General features: G+C 69.6%; 21 protein-coding genes. 13 read left to right on the forward strand and 8 right to left on the reverse strand.

Annotation, left to right across the window (positions count from 1 at the left end; translation table 11 throughout):
- Positions 1 to 2: 2 nt before the first annotated feature.
- The 3 genes from Pth03_RS30360 (at position 3) to Pth03_RS30370 (ending at position 2,117) form a co-directional block, all read left to right on the forward strand.
- Positions 3 to 968: a carbohydrate ABC transporter permease gene (locus tag Pth03_RS30360; RefSeq protein WP_239119478.1), complete on the forward strand. Its 966-nt coding sequence runs from the start codon at positions 3 to 5 to the stop codon at positions 966 to 968.
- Entirely contained in the window at positions 968 to 1,855 is an 888-nt protein-coding gene (locus tag Pth03_RS30365; RefSeq protein ID WP_203947851.1) for a carbohydrate ABC transporter permease, read from the forward strand. Before Pth03_RS30360 ends, Pth03_RS30365 begins: the two co-directional genes overlap by 1 nt.
- Before the next feature lie 64 nt (positions 1,856 to 1,919).
- Positions 1,920 to 2,117 (forward strand): hypothetical protein, encoded by a 198-nt coding sequence (locus Pth03_RS30370; RefSeq protein ID WP_203947852.1) that lies wholly within the window; start codon positions 1,920 to 1,922, stop codon positions 2,115 to 2,117.
- Positions 2,118 to 2,238: 121 nt separating this feature from the next.
- Here Pth03_RS30370 and Pth03_RS30375 read toward each other — a convergent pair whose 3' ends face one another.
- Positions 2,239 to 3,264 carry a M36 family metallopeptidase gene (locus Pth03_RS30375; protein WP_203947853.1) on the reverse strand — a complete coding sequence of 342 codons (1,026 nt, stop codon included), beginning with the start codon at positions 3,262 to 3,264 and terminating at the stop codon, positions 2,239 to 2,241.
- A 641-nt stretch (positions 3,265 to 3,905) separates the two neighbouring features.
- Between Pth03_RS30375 and Pth03_RS30380 the strand changes: the two genes are divergently transcribed.
- Positions 3,906 to 4,526, forward strand: a complete 621-nt coding sequence (locus Pth03_RS30380) for a hypothetical protein (RefSeq protein WP_203947854.1) — start codon at positions 3,906 to 3,908, stop codon at positions 4,524 to 4,526.
- 133 nt (positions 4,527 to 4,659) lie between these two features.
- On the opposite strand, the gene Pth03_RS30385 is transcribed toward Pth03_RS30380, so the two are convergent.
- The 5 genes from Pth03_RS30385 to Pth03_RS30405 form a co-directional block, all read right to left on the reverse strand.
- Entirely contained in the window at positions 4,660 to 4,866 is a 207-nt protein-coding gene (locus Pth03_RS30385) for a cold-shock protein (RefSeq protein WP_203947855.1), read from the reverse strand.
- Between the two features lie 520 nt (positions 4,867 to 5,386).
- Complete coding sequence (locus Pth03_RS30390; protein ID WP_203947856.1) at positions 5,387 to 5,536, reverse strand: hypothetical protein; 150 nt, start codon at positions 5,534 to 5,536, stop codon at positions 5,387 to 5,389.
- Positions 5,537 to 5,647: 111 nt separating this feature from the next.
- A complete protein-coding gene (locus Pth03_RS30395) occupies positions 5,648 to 6,493 on the reverse strand; it encodes a S8 family serine peptidase (RefSeq protein WP_239119479.1) in 846 nt (281 codons plus the stop codon).
- A gap of 291 nt (positions 6,494 to 6,784) precedes the next feature.
- Positions 6,785 to 7,384 carry a phosphatase PAP2 family protein gene (locus Pth03_RS30400; RefSeq protein WP_203947857.1) on the reverse strand — a complete coding sequence of 200 codons (600 nt, stop codon included), beginning with the start codon at positions 7,382 to 7,384 and terminating at the stop codon, positions 6,785 to 6,787.
- A gap of 44 nt (positions 7,385 to 7,428) precedes the next feature.
- Positions 7,429 to 8,436 carry a zinc-binding alcohol dehydrogenase family protein gene (locus tag Pth03_RS30405; RefSeq protein WP_203947858.1) on the reverse strand — a complete coding sequence of 336 codons (1,008 nt, stop codon included), beginning with the start codon at positions 8,434 to 8,436 and terminating at the stop codon, positions 7,429 to 7,431.
- A 70-nt stretch (positions 8,437 to 8,506) separates the two neighbouring features.
- Here Pth03_RS30405 and Pth03_RS30410 point away from each other — a divergent pair, with 70 nt between their 5' ends.
- Entirely contained in the window at positions 8,507 to 8,863 is a 357-nt protein-coding gene (locus Pth03_RS30410) for a winged helix-turn-helix transcriptional regulator (RefSeq protein WP_203947859.1), read from the forward strand.
- A gap of 17 nt (positions 8,864 to 8,880) precedes the next feature.
- On the opposite strand, the gene Pth03_RS30415 is transcribed toward Pth03_RS30410, so the two are convergent.
- The gene (locus Pth03_RS30415) at positions 8,881 to 9,426 is read right to left on the reverse strand and encodes an NAD(P)H-dependent oxidoreductase (protein WP_203947860.1); all 546 of its coding nucleotides are present in this window, start codon (positions 9,424 to 9,426) and stop codon (positions 8,881 to 8,883) included.
- 80 nt (positions 9,427 to 9,506) lie between these two features.
- Between Pth03_RS30415 and Pth03_RS30420 the strand changes: the two genes are divergently transcribed.
- A complete protein-coding gene (locus Pth03_RS30420) occupies positions 9,507 to 10,499 on the forward strand; it encodes a GlxA family transcriptional regulator (protein WP_239119480.1) in 993 nt (330 codons plus the stop codon).
- Positions 10,500 to 10,630: 131 nt separating this feature from the next.
- On the opposite strand, the gene Pth03_RS30425 is transcribed toward Pth03_RS30420, so the two are convergent.
- On the reverse strand, positions 10,631 to 11,299 hold the full coding sequence (locus Pth03_RS30425; protein WP_203947861.1) for a GntR family transcriptional regulator: 669 nt from the start codon (positions 11,297 to 11,299) through the stop codon (positions 10,631 to 10,633).
- Between the two features lie 126 nt (positions 11,300 to 11,425).
- On the opposite strand from Pth03_RS30425, the gene Pth03_RS30430 reads away from it, so the two are divergent.
- The 7 genes from Pth03_RS30430 to Pth03_RS30460 all read left to right on the forward strand — a co-directional run bounded on the left by Pth03_RS30430 (position 11,426) and on the right by Pth03_RS30460 (position 19,072).
- Entirely contained in the window at positions 11,426 to 12,475 is a 1,050-nt protein-coding gene (locus tag Pth03_RS30430) for a sugar ABC transporter substrate-binding protein (RefSeq protein ID WP_203947862.1), read from the forward strand.
- 26 nt (positions 12,476 to 12,501) lie between these two features.
- A complete protein-coding gene (locus Pth03_RS30435; RefSeq protein ID WP_203947863.1) occupies positions 12,502 to 13,587 on the forward strand; it encodes a mandelate racemase/muconate lactonizing enzyme family protein in 1,086 nt (361 codons plus the stop codon).
- Positions 13,584 to 14,648, forward strand: coding sequence for an ABC transporter permease (locus tag Pth03_RS30440; RefSeq protein ID WP_203947864.1), 1,065 nt, complete (start codon positions 13,584 to 13,586; stop codon positions 14,646 to 14,648). Before Pth03_RS30435 ends, Pth03_RS30440 begins: the two co-directional genes overlap by 4 nt.
- Positions 14,645 to 15,637: an ABC transporter permease gene (locus tag Pth03_RS30445; protein ID WP_203947865.1), complete on the forward strand. Its 993-nt coding sequence runs from the start codon at positions 14,645 to 14,647 to the stop codon at positions 15,635 to 15,637. The genes Pth03_RS30440 and Pth03_RS30445 overlap by 4 nt, the downstream gene beginning before the upstream one ends.
- Positions 15,634 to 17,136, forward strand: a complete 1,503-nt coding sequence (locus Pth03_RS30450) for a sugar ABC transporter ATP-binding protein (RefSeq protein WP_203947866.1) — start codon at positions 15,634 to 15,636, stop codon at positions 17,134 to 17,136. The genes Pth03_RS30445 and Pth03_RS30450 overlap by 4 nt, the downstream gene beginning before the upstream one ends.
- Positions 17,137 to 17,261: 125 nt before the next feature.
- Positions 17,262 to 18,149: a hypothetical protein gene (locus Pth03_RS30455; RefSeq protein WP_203947867.1), complete on the forward strand. Its 888-nt coding sequence runs from the start codon at positions 17,262 to 17,264 to the stop codon at positions 18,147 to 18,149.
- Between the two features lie 53 nt (positions 18,150 to 18,202).
- Positions 18,203 to 19,072 carry a GNAT family N-acetyltransferase gene (locus Pth03_RS30460; protein ID WP_203947868.1) on the forward strand — a complete coding sequence of 290 codons (870 nt, stop codon included), beginning with the start codon at positions 18,203 to 18,205 and terminating at the stop codon, positions 19,070 to 19,072.
- Positions 19,073 to 19,147 lie beyond the last annotated feature (75 nt).

Genomic DNA, 19,147 nt, shown 5'->3' on the forward strand with positions numbered 1-19,147 from the left:
CGATGAGCGCCATACCGCAGACGACCCTGCCTCCGGCAGCCGCCGCGCGTGACGGCGTGGCCGCGCACACCGCGCGGCCACGCCGGGTGCGGCGCCTGTCGGGGCGGGACCGGCTCGTGCTCGGCCTGATGGTGGGCGTGCCGACGCTCATCCAGGCCGTGCTCGTGTGGATCCCCACGCTGCTGTCGATCGCGTTGTCGTTCACCCGGTGGAACGGCCTGGACCTGTCCGGCATCCGGTGGGCGGGCCTGAGCAACTACTCCTACGCGTTCAAGGAGTATCCGCCGTTCTGGCCGGCCGTCGCGCACAACGTCATCTGGCTGGTGTTCCTCGCCCTGATCGCCACCCCGATCGGCCTGCTCCTCGCGGTGCTGCTCGACCAGAGGATCCGCGGCACCCGCATCTACCAGAGCGTCTTCTTCACGCCGGTGATGTTGTCGCTGGTCATGGTGGGGATCATCTGGCAGCTGGTCTACGCCCGCGACGAAGGACTGGTCAACAACCTGCTGGGCACCGCGGGCACGCCGGGCGCCGTCGACTGGTTCGGCGACTCCGACGTCAACCTGTGGGCCGCGCTGGTGGCGACGACCTGGCGGCACGCCGGCTACGTCATGGTGCTCTACCTCGCCGGCCTCAAGGGCGTCGACCCGAGCCTCCGGGAGGCTGCCGCGCTCGACGGCGCGAACGGCCGCCAGACCTTCTTCCAGGTCGTGTTCCCGGCGATGCGGCCCATCAACATCGTGATCGTGGTCATCACGATCATCGAGGCGCTGCGGGCCTTCGACATCGTGTACCTCATCAACAAGGGCACCAACGGGCTCGAACTGCTCAGCGTCCTGGTGATCCAGAACCTGGTCGGCGTGGGCACGGTGATCGGCGTCGGGTCGGCCCTCGCGGTGATCCTGCTCGCCATCTCGGTGGGTCCCATCGTCTACTACCTGGTCCGCACGTTCCGGAGGACTGACTGATGACGGCGACGGCGACGGCCGCCCCCGCGAGAGGGGCGGGCAGGCCGCACTACGGCACCCACCTGTTCCTGATCGTCATGGCGGTGATGTGGCTGATCCCGCTGTTGTGGACCCTCTACGCGGCGCTGCGCCCGAAGGCGGTGACCGACAAGTACGGCTACTGGAGCCTGCACGGGCCGATCAACCTGGACAACTTCACCAACGCGTGGACCCAGGGCGGCATGGCGACCTACTTCGGCAACACCCTGACCATCACCGTGCCGTCGGTCCTGCTGACGCTTCTGCTCGCCTCGATGATGGCGTTCGCGGTGAGCCGCTTCACCTGGAAGTTCAATCTGACGCTGCTCGTGTTGTTCACCGCCGGCAACATGCTGCCACCCCAGGTGCTCGCGGCCCCGCTGTTCGAGATGTTCAAGCACACGCCCCTGCCGTACTCGATCAGCTCCTCCGGCACCCTGCTCGACACCTACTACGCCGTCATCGCCGTCGAGGTCGCCTTCCAGATGGGCTTTTGCACCTTCGTGCTGTCCAACTACATGAAAGCGCTGCCCGGCGGACTGACGGAGGCGGCGCAGGTCGACGGCGCGAGCGTCTGGCAGCAGTACAGCCGCATCATCATGCCCCTGACGCGTCCGGCTCTGGCCGCGCTCGGCACGCTGGAGGTGGTCTGGCTGTACAACGACTACTTCTGGCCGCTGCTGTTCATTCACAGCGGTGACCGGCTGCCCATCACCACGGGGATCACGAACCTGCAGGGCCAGTTCCTGCTGGACTACAACATGATCGCGGCGGGTGCCACCATCACGGTCATCCCGACCCTTGTGGTCTATCTGGCGCTGCAACGGCACTTCGTCGCGGGTCTCACCCTCGGTGCCAGCAAGGGGTGAGGCGGCCGGGCCGACAAATGCCGCGATTTTGTCGGTCGGAGGCGCGAGAATGGCGTCCATTGTGATGACCACATCGACGCAAACTCGCGCTCGCCCGCTGCCGGTCGACCTTGTCGACGGGCCCGCCGGGCTGCTCTATCTCCTCCCGCGCGCCCCGCTCACCCTCGACGACTGCGAAGCGCTGTCCGAGGCCCTGGCCGTCCGGGCCGCCGCCCTGCGCGGCGCGGCGCTTCACGCCTCAACGGACAAGAAGGAATTCTGACGCCAAGGCGGAAGCGGCCGGCTCGACAGTGACACGGAGGCGACACGGGGGCGTGCCGGTGCCCCGCCCAGGGGCCCCGGCACATGTCAGCCCGGCGTCAGATCCGGAGCCGGATTCGGAATCAGATGAGGCCGCGCGACGCGAACACGGCACGGACCGCTCCTGCCGCCGCCGCTCCGCCGTGCCGCTGTGCGGCGGCGACGGTGGCCTCGGCCGCCGCCTTGAAGGTGATGTCCTTGGTGAAGTCGAACTGCGCGTCGATGATGATCGTGCTCGCCGCGCGGTCGCCCAGCATGGCGCGGATCTCGTACAGCGCCGCGGACCAGATCTCACCGTCGGCGTGGACCTCGCCGACCATGTCCTCGGGGTAGTGCTTGGTGCCGTCCAGGCGGCGCAGGCAGTGGGGTGCGGTGGAGGTGTAGGAGACGGAGTCCCAGTCGGCGACGCACGCCTCGGGCGTTCTTGTTGGCGTGCCCGTCTTCCAGCTGGTCACGGCGACGGCGAGGTAGTCGCCGAAGGCCTCGCCGATCGAGCCTGACTCCAGGGTGGTTCCGAAGCCGGTGACCTGGCCGTCCTGGACCGAGTGGCCGTACTCGTGGACGATCACCTCGCCGTCCTCCCCGTCGTCCACGCCGCCCTTGCCCAGCGTGATGTTCGCCTTGTCCTCCCTGAAGAAGGAGTTGTCGCCGCCGTACTGGTTGATCCGCAGCTCGATCTGGCGCTGGTTGACCGGGCGCAGCCGGGAGCCGAAGCCCAGCGACTGGATGTACTGCTGCGCCGTGGTGACCCAGTAGTAGCCCATCACCTGCTCGAACTGGTCGCTGTCGCGGTGCCATGCGGGGAAGGACCCGTTCACGGCATGGGCGGCCTTTCCGGTCTCGCTCTTGACCGTGACGTATCGGCCGGTGAGGGTTCCGGAGCCGTCCAGGTCGGTGAGCGTGACCGTGCGGTACGCGGAGGCGAAGGCGGCGCCGTCGCGGTCCTTGTCGTCGGATAAGGATTCGTCACCGGTGCTCTGCACCGGGTTGGGAGAGAAGACGACGGCGGTGGGGTCGCCGGCGGCCCGGGCCGTGCCCGGCGTGAGGAGAACGGTCACAGAGGCCAGCGCCAGGAAGGCGGCGGACATACGGCGTCGGGGGGTGTTCACCGCAGAATCCTCCTTGAAGGGGAAACAATCATGGTGAATCTACGGCGGCGCCCAACGTCCTGTCACTGCCGGCGGGGGAGGAACCCGGCCGCCCCCGCGAGCTCGTGCGAACGGGCGCCGGCCCGCCCCGGGCGGCGGGGACGGGCCGGCGGACGGGTCTGCTCCTACGGGGCGGCGCGGTTCCGATGGTGGCGGTGTAGACGCCGGACTGGGCGTCCAGCAGCAGGTCGCCTGCGCCAAGTGCGGCAACGAGGGTGCGTACACCTCCTACGTCCGCCCGATGGAACGCACCCCAGAGGCGGTCGCGGGGAATGCCTCCAGCGGTGCTGTACACGGTGCGGGCACGTGTGGTGGGAGGCCACGATCGAGCAGAAACCGCCAAGGCTCGCCTCGTCCCCGCCGCAGCTGGTGCACCGGGCCTGGAGTAGGGGAGAGTCCGTGCGGTGACGTGTCGCCCGGGCGGTTGTCGACGGGCCAGCCCCTGGCGGTGACGTGCCCGGGCCGCCGCCATACGGCTGAGCTGGAAGCCGGCGGCCGCGCGCCAAGGCTGCAGGTCGGCTTCGCCCGCACCGCGGTTGAGCAGGCGCAACCTCACTGACCAACAGGTCGCCCCTAACCTCCGCCGAATTCGAGGAAAGCTGATGGCCCCCACGCCGCTACCCACCGCCACGGTCACCACGACGGCCACGGTCACCGTCACCAGCACGCCGAGGCCCGCGCCAGCCGATAGCCCCTCGTTGCTCGACCAACTACAGGGCTGGGGCACTCTGGCCGCGATCTTCGTCACGCTCGGCACCGTGTGGTGGACCAACCGCAAATCGGCCAAGGACCAGGCCGCGCAGTTCGCAGAGCTTCGTGCTCGTGAGCGACGCGAAGTCCTTGTTGAGCAACTCCAGCGGGTCGCCGAAAGTTACGCCGAGCGTGTGGGCCAGCCCGATGAGATACCGCCCCGATTCGGCGGGCTCATACCGGCAGAAGCACCCGTAAGCGCGCAGCGGGCGGACGCGCGCACGCGGACGAGGATCGCCCAGGCCAAGCTCCAGGCGCACGTTGCGGCGCTTCCGTGCACGTACGGTTCGCTTCTTAAGATGATCGAGTTCTCTTCGGTTCCGCAACTACTCACCGAGACTGCGGAGGCCGAAGCGAAACGGCGTCTCGCGATCCTGGGTGCGGAGGCCGAGAAGGTCGAGCCGCACATGATCTACGCCGAGCTGGCCGAGAACATCGCCGAGGCGATCGGAGAAGGCGAGGCCAAGCCGTGAGGTATGAAGGTCCACCCCACCGTGAGCGGTGCCAGCGCGAGCTTCTCGGCGGCTGTGTGCGGCCGCCTGAACCAGCCAGGAAAACGAATCAGGGCTCGCACCCATGAAAGTGCGAGCCCCGGTTCGTGGTTGGTCAGGCGGGAACGATGTTCTCAGCCTGCGGGCCCTTCTGGCCCTGGGTGATGTCGAAGGCCACCTTCTGGCCCTCGCGCAGCTCGCGGTAGCCGCCCTGAGAGATGATGTTGGAGTAGTGGGCGAAGACGTCGGCGCCGCCGCCGTCCTGTTCGATGAAGCCGAAGCCCTTTTCCGCGTTGAACCACTTCACGGTGCCAGTAGCCATGTCGAATCTCCTCTTGATAGGGGCAGAGCCGGAATCCGCACTACACGGATCCCGCGTCGCCGCGATAGGCCCACCCGGAGTCGACCGGCAAACAAAAATGCACCTGAGGCTGCATACCGTCAGGTGCACATAAGTTCTTATGGGTACTACAACTGCAACTTTGCCCAAACGTAGCACACGAGCTGGAGGAAAGGTTCGAGCCCTGTGGCTGCACAGGCAGAGAGATCATCGACAACCCCATCAGGAGCATGACCCGTGCGCGCAGTTGAGCCCAATGTCTGTGGCCTACGAGACGCTCCTGTCGCCCACCGCCACGCTGTCGGCCAGCGGCGACTCGGTCACGGTCACCTCCACCGTCACCATCTCCTGACCTGCCCCGGGGCGGGAGGTGACCGGTGGCCACACGCCAGAACACCAGCCTCAACCCAGCCCTCAAGAACAACAACGCCGGCTGGGGTGGCGCCGCGGCCCCGACCCGGATCACCGGTGTCTCAGGGTTCCCCAGGGCGACCGCCGCGCATTACGTGTCCGGCACGTTCATGCAGACCGAGGTCGGGCTCGTGGTCGCCGGCCAGGTCTTCACCTGTTCGGTCCACGCCCGGGCGAATGTCTTCAACGTCAACAGCGGCACCCTGTACATCGACTGGTTGACGTCGACCGGCACCCACATCAGCTACACCTCGACGGTGTTGATGCCGGGGCCGCCCCACGAGTTGTTCACGATGTCGAGGGCGAGATCCGGGCGGGGGTTCTGGCCGTTCAGGTCGGTGGGGGCGAGCATTCACTGGCCGGCGGCGAGCAGGGAGGCGTCGGAGCAGCTGTTGCTCTCGCAGCCCTTGGCGGCGATCCACCTGGCACCGGGGGCGACGCCGATGCCGTCGGCGCCGACCATCGTGCCCATGGTGTGGGTGCCGTGGCCGTAGTTGTCGCAGGGCGCGTCGCTCGGGCACACTCCCGCCGGGTCGAACCAGTTGTAGTTGTGGTCGACGGTGCCGTCGGCGTTCTTGCCGCGGTACTGGGCGGCCAGGGCCGGGTGGTCGAACTGCACGCCCGTGTCGACGTTGGCGACGACGATGCCCTCACCGCGGTCGCCGAGCTCGTCCCAGACGCGCGGGGCGTTGATGCGGTCGATGTTCCACTCGACGGCGTCGACCTTCTGGACGGCCTTGCCTGGCAGAGGGTCGGGCAGCTTGACGACCTGGTCGGCCTCGATCTGCTTGACCTCGGGCAGTTTCGCGATCTCCGCTGCCAGTTTGGCATCGCCGGTCACCTTGACGGCGTTGACGATCCAGAACGAGGAGAAGTCGGCGTGCTGGGCCGTCAGGAGCTTACGCAGGTTGGCCTGCGACGACGTGGCCTTCTCCGTCTTGGCCTGATAGACCTGCTCGGCCTTCTCTGTCTTGGTCTTCGCGGTACGGGCCGCCGTGAGGTCGGCGGCATCCTTCAAGCGCACCCAGAAGGTGGCCTTGTCGTCTTTGGCCAGTTCCGCCTGGATGACTTTGTCGATCTTGCTGGGCTCGGGGGAGGGCTGGGCCGCGCCGTACGCGGCGGCTTGGGGGAGGAGGAGTGCGAGGGCGGCGACGGTCCCTGTCAGGGCTGTTCGCCAGTGATGGGAGGTGCTGGACACACGGTCTCCTTCACGCGGGCGGGGGTCTCCTGCCGGAAAGCGAAGTGGGCCTTTATGTGATCTTTACAACCCACGTGAAGGATCCTGAATCGATCTTGTTAACTCATCAAGAGTCCGACTGGACGGTGTCAGAAGATTTAACAATCGAGTCGGTGAGGCCGGTGGCGGGTAGCCGCCAGACATGAGCGCGATGACGTGCGACTTCATTCGGACGACAGAGTTCCCGCGCGGTATTCCGGTCGACGCGTGGCGGTTTTACGCCAAGTGTCAGATCCGCCAGTCGTCCGGTGCCTATGGGCGGCCGGATTCGTGGCGGTGCCGTCCCAGCAGAAACGACGACGCGAGCACCGCCGCCACCGCGAAGCAGGCGCCGCCCACCACGTCGGTGGGGTAGTGGAAGCCGCTGCCGACGAGCGCCGCACCTGCGATGAGCGTCACGATGACGGCCGCGGTCGCGGCGACGACCCGGGCCGTGCCCCGTCTCGCCAGGACGACGAGAACCGTGAGCGCCGAGACGAGACTGACGGTGTGGCCGCTCGGGTAGGCGAGATAGTCGCCGAGCGGCCGGTCGAACAGCGGCTTCAGCACCCAGGTGTTGAGGGCCACCGGCACGACCGACCCGACGAGACAGAAGATCACGGCGTCCCATCGGCGGCGGAGCGCGCAGGCCACGGTCATCAGCGCGATCAGGGGGACCAGCACGTACGGCTCCGTCGGCAGGAGCGCCACGCGCAGCAGGGCTCCGTCGTCGCCGATTGATCCGGTGATCCCCCGCAGGAGGCCCGCGTCGAGCGCGTCAGGCCGCCGTTCCCCCGCCACCCACAGTCCCAGCCCCAGCGTGACCGCCGCGCCCGCGGTGGCACCGGCGGCGCGTGCCCTCACACCCGTCACGCCGGAGAACCTTAGCCCGGTGGCACCCGAGGAGGTTGGGCGGGTCAGAATCCCGCGACGACGACCTTGCCGATCATGCGGCCGCTCTCGACCATCTCGTGCGCGCGCCGCAGCGACGCCGCGTCGACGGGCCCGAGCGTCGTGGTGGCGGTGGTGCGGACCTTCCCCTCGTCGACCAGGTCGCGCACCCGCTCCAGCAGGTCGTGCTGGGCGATCATGTCGTCGGTCTCGAAGAGGGATCGGGTGAACATGAGCTCCCAGTGGAAGGTGATGCTCTTCTCCTTGAGCGGCAGCAGCTCCAGCCCCTCGGGCTCGTCGATCGCCGTGATCTGGCCGCCGGGCCGCAGGATCTCGGCGTAGGCCTCGATGGCCCCTCCGGTGATGGGCGAGAAGATGTAATCCACGCCACCGGGAGCGACGGCGCGGACGTTCCGTACGAGATCGTGATGGTCGACCACCTCGTGCGCACCCATGTCCCGTGCCCACTGCTGCGACTCGGGCCGCGACGCGGTGGCGATGACGGTGACCCCGGTGAGGGCGCGGGCGAGCTGGATGACCATGGAGCCGACACCGCCCGCTCCGGCCATGACCAGCAGGGTGCCGGTGCTGCCGGCGTCGAGGCGGAATCGGTCGAACAACGTCTCCCAGGCCGTGATCGTGGTCAGCGGCAGCGCGGCCGCGTCGGCGAAGCTCAGCGAGCCGGGCTTGTGGCCCACGATTCGCTCGTCCACCGTGTGGAACCGGGCGTCGGTGCCGCTGCGCGCGATCGACCCGGCGTAGTAGACCTCGTCGCCCGGCTGGAAGAGCGTGACGTCGCCGCCGACCTCGACGACCACGCCGGCGGCGTCCCAGCCGAGGACCTTCGGCCGGCCTCCGGGATCATTGCCGGCGCGCACCTTCGTGTCGACGGGGTTCACCGAGACGGCCTCGACGCGCACCAGAAGATCGCGCGGGCCGGGCGCGGGAATCGGCAGTTCGAGATCTTCAAGACTGGCCGGGTCGGAGATCGGAAGTGGTTTGCGGTATCCCACCGCCGGCATCGTGTTCGTCATGCTGCAACGGTATGAGAAGTGAAGTACTTACCCGCAAGGGAGCCTAGTTCCCATTGGATACCATGCTCGCATGACCACCATCTCGGAGTGCGGCCCGAACGACGTCTACGCGGCCGCCTGCCCCTGCCGGGACATGCTCGATCTGCTCGCCAACAAGTGGAGCGCGCTCGCCCTCGGCGCGCTCGAGGACGGCCCGCGCCGCTTCGGCGCGATCAAAGAACGGCTCCAGGGCATCAGCCCCAAGGTGCTCACCCAGACCCTGCGCCGGCTGGAGGAGCACGGTCTCGTCTCCCGCGAGATCTTCCCCGAGGTTCCGCTGCGGGTGGAGTACTCCCTCACGCCCCTCGGCGTGGACGCCTGCGTGCCGCTGGCAGGCCTGCGCCTATGGGTCGAGGACAACATCCACCGGTTCCCGGCCTCGGCCTGAATCCCGGGTTTCCGGGATCATGTGCCCACGGGTACGGCGGCGAGCAGGCGGCGGTAGCGCCGGGCGTGCCGGGCGAGTTCCTCGTCGCCGGTGCCGCGGGCGTCGTGGAGGATCAGCGGCTCGGCGAAGGTCATCCCCATGCGGTGCGCGGTCTGCTCCATCGGGCGCAGGAGTTCCGTCATGGTGAAGCGGTGGAAGCCGCCGTGCCGGTACGCATCGGCTATGCCGCCGGTGGACGCAGCGACCAGCATGGTCTTTCCGGTGAGCAGACCTCCCGTGTCGTAGGCGAAACCGCGGGCCATGACCTCGTCGAGCCACTGCTTGAGGAACCCCGGCATGGCGTACCAGTGGAACGGGAACTGGAAAACGATCACCTCGTGACCCGTCACGAGCCGCTGTTCCGCGGCCACGTCGATGGTCCTGCCGGGATAGACCCGGTGCAGGTCGTGCAGCGTGACGTTCTCGAGACCGCGAATCGCGTCGGCCATCGTGGCGTTGATCCGCGAACGGGCGAGGTCGGGGTGGCCCAGCAGAACCAGAGTGCGAGGCGCTGACTCGATCATGACGACTTCTTTCTGAGAACGGTCGGTGCCCCAGTGGTGCCTATCCTGACTTCCTGGGACATGGGGGAGGGAGGGTGTCGGTGCAGAGCCGTGGGGGCGGAACTCGTCGTGTCGCGATCCTGGCGTTCGACGGCGTGACGATGATCGACGTCGCGGGTCCCGCCGACGTGTTCAGCCACGCCGCCCGGCTCGGCGCGGCGTACGAGGTGACCGTGGTGTCGCCGGACGGCGCCGACGTCGTGACCTCCACCGGGCTCACGCTGCACGTCGCCCGCGCCGCCGCGGAGTGCGGCCCGGTTCACACGGTGCTCGTGCCCGGGGCGTACGGCATGGTGGACCGGCCCTTCGACGCTGCACTGGTCCATGCGGTCGGGCATCTCGTGCAGGGCGCGGAACGCGTGGCGTCGGTCTGCACGGGGTCGTTTCTACTGGCCGAACTGGGGCTGCTCGACGGGAGACGGGCCACGACCCACTGGCGTCAGACCGACGTGTTCGCGCGACGTTACCGGCGGGTGCTTGTGCAACCTGATGCGATCTACGTCCGGGACGGGCACATCCTGACGTCGGCCGGAGTCAGCTCCGGAGTCGACCTGTCCCTGGCGATGGTGGAAAACGATCACGGTCCGACACTGGCCGCCGACGTGGCCGAGGCGATGGTGGTCTTCATGCAACGGCCCGGCGCGCTGTCGCAGTTCTCGGCGCCGTCCCGCCGTCACGTCGGCCGCGACGATCCCCTCCGGCCCCTGCTGGACGCGATCGCGGCAGACCCCGCCGGCGACTACACGGTGCCGTCCATGGCCGCCGTCGCCGCGGTGAGCACACGGCAGCTGACCCGGCTGTTCCACGACGCGGTGGGCACCACCCCGGCGCGTTACGTCGAGACGGTCCGGCTGGAGAACGCGCAGTCGCTGCTGCAGAGAGGTCACACCGTCGGCGCCGCGGCGGCGAAGAGCGGATTCGGGAGCGCCGAGACCCTGCGTCGTGTGTTCACCAGCCGCTTCGGCGTCTCGCCGTCGGCGTATCGCGACCGGCCGCACCCCGTACCGCCCTCGCATGCTGCGTCCCCCGAATGATCCGAAGTGATCCGCCGTCCGTCGCGGCGGGAGTGCGTCCAGCGTGCCCGTACGGCACGGCGGTGTGAACCGTGCTTTCCGCCAGGAACGCCGCACATTCGGACTCGTGAGGCCGAGCCCTTTCAGCGATATCAGTCGAACGCGGCCAGATGGCGCTCGCGCGCGCTGCTCAGGTGGTCGCGCATCGCGGCCTCGGCGGCGTCCGGGTCCGCGGCCAGGATGGCCGCGGCGATGCGCCTGTGCTCCTCGGTCGTCGCGCTGGCCTGGGCGTAGGGGAAATAGCGGCGGTGCAGATGCAGGTGGGCGTGCAGGCGGTTGATGCCGTCGCGGAGCAACTCGTTGCCGGAGGCCTCGGCGATGAGGTCGTGGAACCGCGCGTCGAGCACGGTGAACGCCGCATGCCAGCCGTCCGGGTCGTCCTCCTCTGACGCGACCGTCGTGGCCGCCTCGCCGCTGATGGCCTCCCGGCGTGCGGTGTCGGCGCGCTCGGCGGCCCACCGCGTGGAGGCGCACTCCAGCAGTAACCGCATCTCGAACATCGCCTCGAACTCGGCGCGGGTCAGCAGCGGGCTCACCGTGTAGCCGACGAGGGGGCGCTTGCGCACCAGGCCGTCGGCTTCGAGCCGGGCCAGCGCTTCGCGGACGGGCGTGGGGGAGACGGCGAACTCGCGGGCCAGGGCGTCGATGTTGATCCGGTCCCCGGGGGACAGGCTGTGTTCGAGCACCAAGCCCTTGAGCGTCTCGTACACGTCCTCGCCCAGCGTCGAGCGCCGGAACCGGATCGGTTCGGGGCGTGCCATCGGCCTTCCTCTCGGCTGTTTCGTCGGCTCAATTCATGAATGTTAAGCCTTGACCGACCTATGGGCGGAGGACTATACATCCATGAAACATCCTATAGGATCCACGATATCTCAAGAGGTGCGGTCATGATCAAAAGACCATTCGTCCGGGCCGCAGGGATGGCCGCACTGGTGGTGACCCTCGCGCTGGCCGGCTGCACCAAGAAGAGCGACGACACGACGGCCGGCCCCGCCACCCGCACGCCCGGCCAGGTCAAGATCGCTCTGGTTCCCGGCGGGGCGCACCCCTACTTCCAGCCGTGGAAGGAGGCGGGCGCCACGGCCAAGACCCAGCTCGGGCTCGGCGACGTCACCTACAACGAGACCTCCGACTGGGACCAGACCAAGCAGAACGACGTGCTCAAGTCGCTCGCGGCCCAGGGCTACAACGCGTTCGGCGTCTTCGGTGTCTCCCCGGAGAACATCAACGCCACCTTCGACGACCTCAAGCGGCAGGGCTTCCCCGTCGCATCCCTCGGATCGTGCCCGGCGGGCGACGCCGACAAGGCCGACTTCTGCCTGTCGACCGACGTCGAGCAGGCCGCGTACAAGGCCGCGCAGGCCGCCATCCAGGCCATGGGCGGCTCGGGCAACCTCGTGCACCTGACCGGTAACAAGGTCGACTCCAACACCCAGCGCCGCATCGCCGGCGTGCAGAAAGCCGTCGACGAGACCGGCGGCAAGGTCAAGCTCCTGCAGACGGTGACCGACGTCGACAAGGACCTGCAGAGTGCGCAGAAGGCCGTCGCCGACCTGCTCGCAGCCAAGGGCACGCAGATCCAGGCCATCGTCAACACCGCCTACAACCCGGCGGTCGCCTCGGCCGACGGCGTCAAGCAGGCCAAGCTCCCCATCAAGGTGATCGCGATCGACGACGACCAGACGATCCTCGCCGGCATCAGGGACGGCTCCGTGGCCGGCACCGTCCTGCAGAACCCGGTCGGCCAGGCGTCCGTCGGGTCGTACGCGCTGATGAAGCTCGCCGGCGGCTGCACGATGACGACGCCCGGCGTGGTCGTCGACTCGGGTTCCTTCGTCGTCACCAAGGCCGACGTCGACACCTACGACGCCGACAGGCAGGCCAAGACCGAGGAACTGCGCAAGGCCTTCGACAGCCAGTACCTCACCTGCAAGTAGAACCACCGCCCCAGCGAGGAGCTTCGTTGCCCGCGATCACCCATGCCGAGGCGTATCTCGTCGACCTCGAGGTCGAGACCGTACGCACCGACGCCGTCCAGTCGTTCCTCAAACAGGAGACCGTGTTCGTCGAGATCCGGACCGACGACGGCGGCTCGGGAACCGGCTACTCCTACACCATCGGCACCGGCGGCACCGCCGTCCTTGCCCTGCTCCGCGACTACCTGCTGCCCCGGCTGACCGGCGCGGACCCCCGGCGGGTGGAGGCGGTGTGGCGCGACCTGTTCGCGGCCACCCGCGCCACCACGGTGGGCGCGATCACGTCGCTGGCCCTCGCCGCCGTCGACACGGCGTTGTGGGACTGGCGATGCCGCGACGCCGGCCAGCCGCTGTGGGTGCTCGCCGGGGGAGCGAAGGACAGCATCCCGCTGTACGACACCGAGGGCGGCTGGCTGCACCTCGGCACCGACGAGCTGATTGCCGGGGCGAAGGCCAGCCAGGCCGCGGGCTGGCGCGGGGCGAAGCTGAAGCTCGGCCGCTCGCCCGTGGAGGACGCCGAGCGGCTGGCCGCCGTGCGCGCCGCCGTCGGCCCGCACTTCGACCTCATGCTCGACGCCAACCAGTCGCTCACGGCGGCCGAGGCCGTACGGCGGGCCCGGCTCCTCGAACCGGCCGACCCGTACTGGTTCGAGGAGCCGCTGCCCGGCGACGACGTGGCCGGGCACGAGACCGTGGCGGCGGGCAGTTCCATCCCGGTCGCGGTCGGCGAATCCCTGTATTCGGCGGCGCAGTTCCGCGAATACCTGCAGCGGCGGGCGGCCGGAATCGTCCAGGTCGACGTGGCGCGCATCGGCGGCATCACGCCCTGGCTGAAGGTCGCCCACCTGGCCGAGACGCACAACGTCATGGTCTGCCCGCACTTCCTGATGGAGCTGCACGTCAGCCTGTGCTGCGCGGTGCCGAACAGCGGCTACCTGGAGCACATCCCGCAACTGCGGGCGATCACGCGCGAGGAGATCGAGGTCGTCGACGGGCACGCCCTGGCGCCGTCCGCCCCCGGGCTCGGCATCGTGTGGGACCGCGACGCCATCGACGACCGGAGGGTGCGGTGAGCAGCCCGGCGACGACGGCACCGGAGACCGCCCGCCCTCCGGAGACGCGCCGGCCCCCGAGGATCCCGCTGTGGGCCAACCCGCGCCTCGGCCTGGTCGTCCTGCTCGTCGCCCTCGTCGTGCTGTTCACCGCGCTGCGGCCCGCCTTCCTCGACACCACGCTCACGCTGGTGCCGTTGCAGTCCGACATCAGCGTCTACGCGGTGGTCGGGCTCGCCCAGCTCGCCGTCCTGTCGCTCGGGCACATGAACATGGCCGTCGGCAGCATGGCGTCGATGAGCGCCTTCGCCATGGGGCTCGCCTACGACCGGCTCGGAGTGCCGCTGCCCGTGGGACTGGTCATCGGGCTGGCCGCCGGGGCCCTGCTGGGCGCGCTCGCCGGGCTGATCATCTCGCGTACGGGCGTCAACTCGTTCGTGGTCACGCTCGCGATGGACTTCGCCCTGGTCGGCCTGATCACGATCCTCTACACGCGGTTCACCGACGGCGTCGCCTTCAGCGGCCAGCCCGCGGGGATGACGACGCTGCGCAACGACACCTTCGCCGACTACTGCATGGGCGAGGTGTGCGGCCCCCGCATCCCGCTGATCGCCCCGATCGCACTGGTCGCGGCGCTCGCGGTCGGGCTGCTGTTCCGGTACGGCAGGCTCGGCAGAGAGATCCTCATGACGGGCGCCAACGAGAAGGCGGCCGAGCTGTCCGGCATCCCCACGAAGAGACGGGTGCTGCAGGCGCACGCGCTGAGCGGGCTCCTGGCCGGGCTGGCCGGATTCCTCCTCGCGGCCAACAACGGGGCGTTCTCGGCGAGCATCGGCGACCAGTTCCTCCTGCCGTCGTTCCTCGGGCCCGTACTCGGCGGCACGCTGCTGGCCGGGGGAGCGGTCAGCGTCCTCGGCACGGTCCTCGGCGCGACGCTCACCCAGGTCATCTACAAGGGGCTCAACCTGCTGCAGTTCCAGCTCGACGAGCTGAAGCTCTACATCGGGCTGGTCCTGCTGGTCGCGCTCTCGCTGGACCGGATCCGGCACGTCATCGGCGAACGAAGGGGGGCTCGGGCATGAGCGCCGGCACCATGGTGGAAACCCCCGCAGGCGGGCGGATCAGGCGGGCCACGCGCCGGCCGGAGTTCACCCTCGCGCTGCTGGCGGTCGCCGGTTTCGCGGCCCTGGCCGTCGCCACGGACGGGAACCTCCTGTCCGGCGGAACCCTGGACGCGTTCTTCCGCTACCTCGCCGTCCCGATCGTCATCGGCCTGTCCCAGATGGTGGTCCTCGCGATCGGCCAGATGAACCTGTCGGTCGGCGCCCTCACCGGGCTGTGCTCGATGGTCGCGGCCTGGCTGATGCTCCAGGCCGGTCTGCCCGCGCCGGTGGCCGTGCTCGGCGCGCTCGCCGTCGGCCTCGCCGCGGGCCTGGTCAACGGGCTGCTCGTGGTGGTGACCCGGATCAACGGGTTCATCGTCACGCTCGCCACCATGACCATCATCGAGGGCCTGAGGTACGGCGTGAACGGGCCCGACACCTTCCAGGGATACTCGCAGCGGCTGCGCGACTTCGGCCGCGCCTCCGTGCTCGGGCTGCCGGTGGTGTTCCTCGCCGCGCTCGCCGTCGCCGCCCTCGTGGCGGTGTTCTTCGCCCGCACAGTCGCCGGCCGCCACCTCCTCGCGACCGGCGGGAGCCCGTTCGCCGCTCGGCTGTCCGGGGTGTCCAACGACCGGTCGATCGTCCTCGCGCACGGGCTGAGCGGGCTGCTCGCCGGAGCGGCCGCGGTCATCACCGTCGCCGCGTCCGGCTCGGTCAACTCCAGCATCGGCGACGACCTTCTGCTACCGAGCTTCGCCGCCCCCATCATCGGCGGGGTCGCGCTGGCCGGCGGCGTCGTCAGCGTCGCCGGAACCTGCCTCGCGGCCTTCCTCGTCCGGCTGGTCGACGTCATGCAGGCGCAGTTCGGCATCAATCCGCGCTGGATCGACCTGATCATCGGCGCGGTCGTCCTCGGCGCGGTGCTGCTCGGCACCGTGCGGCAGAAGCTGTTGCGGAGGTCGTCGTGATTCTCAGCGCCGAGGGTCTGGTCAAGACCTTCCCCGGGGTGCGGGCGCTGGACGGCGCCACCCTGCGACTGGCGGCGGGGAGCGTGCACGCCCTGCTCGGCGAGAACGGCGCGGGCAAGAGCACGCTGATCAAGATCCTTACGGGCGTGTACCGGCCGGACGGCGGCCGGGTGCTCATGGGCGGCGCCGAGGTGCACCTCGCCGGTCCGCTGGACGCCCAGAAGGCCGGCATCGGCGTGGTCCACCAGGAACGCAACCTGATCCCCGAGTTCTCCGTCGCGGAGAACATCGTGTTGCACCACCTGCCGCGGCGATTCGGCCTGGTCGACCGGCCGCGGATGAAGGCAGAGGCCCGCCGCTGCCTGGACCTGCTCGACCTCGACCTCGACCCCGACATGCCGGTCGCCGGGCTGTCCGTCGCGCAGGCGCAGCTCGTCGAGATCGCCAAGGCGCTCAGCGTCGACAGCAAGGTGCTGCTCCTCGACGAGCCGACCGCCTCGCTCACCGGAGACGAGGCCGACCGCCTCTACGGCATCGTCGGGAAGCTGCGCGACAACGGTCACGCCGTCGTGCTGGTCAGCCACAAGCTGGAGGAGGTCTTCGCCGTCGCCGACACGGTGACCGTGCTGCGTGACGGGCACACCGTCGCCGACGCCGAGCCCCTGGCGGGATACACCCAGGACCAGGTGGTCGACCTGATGGTCGGGCGGGCCTACGCGTCTGTGCGCCTGCCCGAGCGGCGGGTCGATCCCGAGACACCGGCGGCCCTCCGGCTGCGGGAGGTGAGCACCGCCCGCGGGCACCGCGACGTCTCCCTGTCGGTGCGCCCCGGCGAGATCCTGGGGTTGTACGGGCTGGTGGGCGCGGGCCGCAGCGAACTCGCCAAGGCGCTGCTCGGGCTCGACCGCATCACGTCGGGCACGGTCGAGGTGCACGGGCGGCCCGTCCGCATCCGCGACGTCGGCGAGGCGCTGCGCCGCCACCGGATCGGCTATGTCACGGAGAACCGCAAGGAGGAGGGCCTGTTCCTCGACCAGCCGATCACGCGCAACATCGGCGTGACCGTCTGGCGGAGCCTCGCCCGGGCCGGGCTGGTGACGGAGCGGGCGGAGCGGCGCGTCGTCGAGGAGTACGCCGACCGGCTCGGCATCAAGGCGTCCTCGCCCCGCCAGCTCGCCGGCCAGCTGTCCGGCGGCAACCAGCAGAAGGTCAGCCTCGCCAAGTGGCTCGCCGCGCGCTGCGAGATCCTCATCGTGGACGAGCCCACCGTCGGCATCGATGTGCGCACCAAGGCGGCCTTCCACGAGCTGATCGCCGAGCTGGCCGGCGAGGGACTGGCCCTGCTGCTGATCTCGTCGGACCTGCCCGAGATCGTCACGCTCGCCGATCGCATCGCCGTGATGAACGACCTGGCCGTCCGCGGCGAGCTCCTCAACGACCACGACTACGGCCGCATGAGTCAGGCGATCATCCGTCTGATCCACGGTGATGCGCGGTGACCGGCTGAGTGCGCCGGGGCTGACACGGAGGTTCGGCCCATCAGTCCCGCCGCAGCTCCGTGGCGAGGGAGGCCGATGTCCGATTCCTTCAAGACCCGGTCCGTACGGCGGGGCACGATGAGCCGGTGAGCATCGACCTTTCCGCGGCGGCCGCCTTCATGGCCACGCACGCCCGTCTCCTCGACCGCCGCCGCTTCGCGTTTCTGACCGGCGAGGGCGACGTCGCCGCGACGCTGAATGCGCTGGACGGCTACCGCAATCCCGACGGCGGCTACGGCTGGGGGCTGGAGCCCGACCTGCGTTCACCGGAGAGCCAGCCGGCCGGCGCGTTGCACGCCTTCGAGGTGTTCGACGAGATCGGCCCGGCCGCGGCCGGGCGTGCGGCCGGGCTGTGCGACTGGCTGGAGTCGGTCTCCTTCCCCGACGGCGGCGTGCCGTTCGCCCTGCCCACCAGAGACGGCGCAGGGAACGCCCCCTGGTGGGCCGGCGCCGACACCACCGTCTCCTCACTGCAGATCACCGCCGCGGTCGCGGCGGGCGCCCACCGCGTGGCGGTGCAGGACCCGGCCGTGGCCGCCCATCCCTGGCTCGGCCGGGCCACCGCGTACTGCCTGGCGGGCATCGCGGCGCTCGACGAGGCGCCGCACGCCTACACGCTGCTTTTTGTGGCGCGATTCCTCGACGCCGTGCACGCCACGCATCCCCAGGCGGAAGATCTCCTCGGCCACGTGGGCGCGTACTTCCCTTCCGACGGCCTTCTACCCGTCGAAGGAGGCGCCGAGGGGGAGACGCTTCGCCCGCTCGGCGTCGCGCCGTATCCCGGCACCCCGGCACGGAAGCTGTTCACGCCTGAGGCGGTCTCGGCCGACCTGGACCGCCTGGCCGGTTCGCAGGCCGGAGACGGCGGGTGGACGATCGACTTCGCCCCGATCTCACCCGCGGCCGCGATGGAATGGCGCGGCTACACCACCGTGAGCGCCATCGACCTCCTGCGCCGCAACGGAAGGATCTGACCGGGCGGATTCTCGATTGCGCGAACCCGCGCGCCGCGGGAACCATGGCGGCCATGCGCCGCGATGAGCACGCCGGACCCGTCGCATTGCGGGCCATGCAGGAACTGGCCTCCCGCGTCTTCCCCGTGACCGGCTACCGGCATGCCGGCGACCTCACCTGGAACTGGTGCTTGGCCCTCGGCAGCCAATTCGAATGCCCGACCGCCGTCTGGACGGCGGGGGATCGCACCCTGGCCTGGGGCTGGCTGGAGTCTCCGGACTCCCTGATGCTCCAGGTCGATCCGGAGCATCCCGAGATGGCCGGCGACGTGCTGGCGTGGGCCGAGCACACGGCCGGCGGGCCGCCGTCCGTAGAGGTCGCCGCGACGGAGACTCATCTGATCGCCGCCCTGGAACGGCGGGGCTACACCGCCGCCGACGACGGCCCGTTCATGGTGTGCATGGGCCGCCCGCTGACGGGGCTGCCGGAGGTTCCCGGCATGCCCGACGGCTACACGATCGATGTCCAGCGCGACGACGCCGGCGTCGCCGGTCGCGCCGCCGCGCATCGCGCCGCCTTCGGCTCGGCCCGGGTCACCGCCGAACGGCACGCCCGCATGAGGATGCAGTGGCCGTACCGGCCCGAATACGACCTCGTGGTCACCTCACCCGACGGTGAGGTCGAGGCCTACTGCCAGGGCTGGTTCGACGAGACGAACGGCGTCGGGGCGTTCGAGCCGGTCGGCACGCGGCCGGGCCGGCGCCGCCTCGGCCTGGCCCGCGCGGTATGCGTCGCGGTGCTGCACGCGTTCGCCCGGGCGGGCGGCCGGCGCGCCATCGTTTACGCGCGCGGAGACGCCGCCTATCCCGCGCCGAAACGGCTCTATGAATCGATCGGATTCGCGCCGTACACCCGCACGCGCATATACGGCCGTAGCCGGTGAGATCTTTCCGCTGACGGTGTCCGCGCGTTATGCCTCATCGCTCCCCGGCTCGTTTCCCGCGGGCGATCAAACCAG

The organism is Planotetraspora thailandica, assembly GCF_016863335.1.
Taxonomy (GTDB): domain Bacteria; phylum Actinomycetota; class Actinomycetes; order Streptosporangiales; family Streptosporangiaceae; genus Planotetraspora; species Planotetraspora thailandica.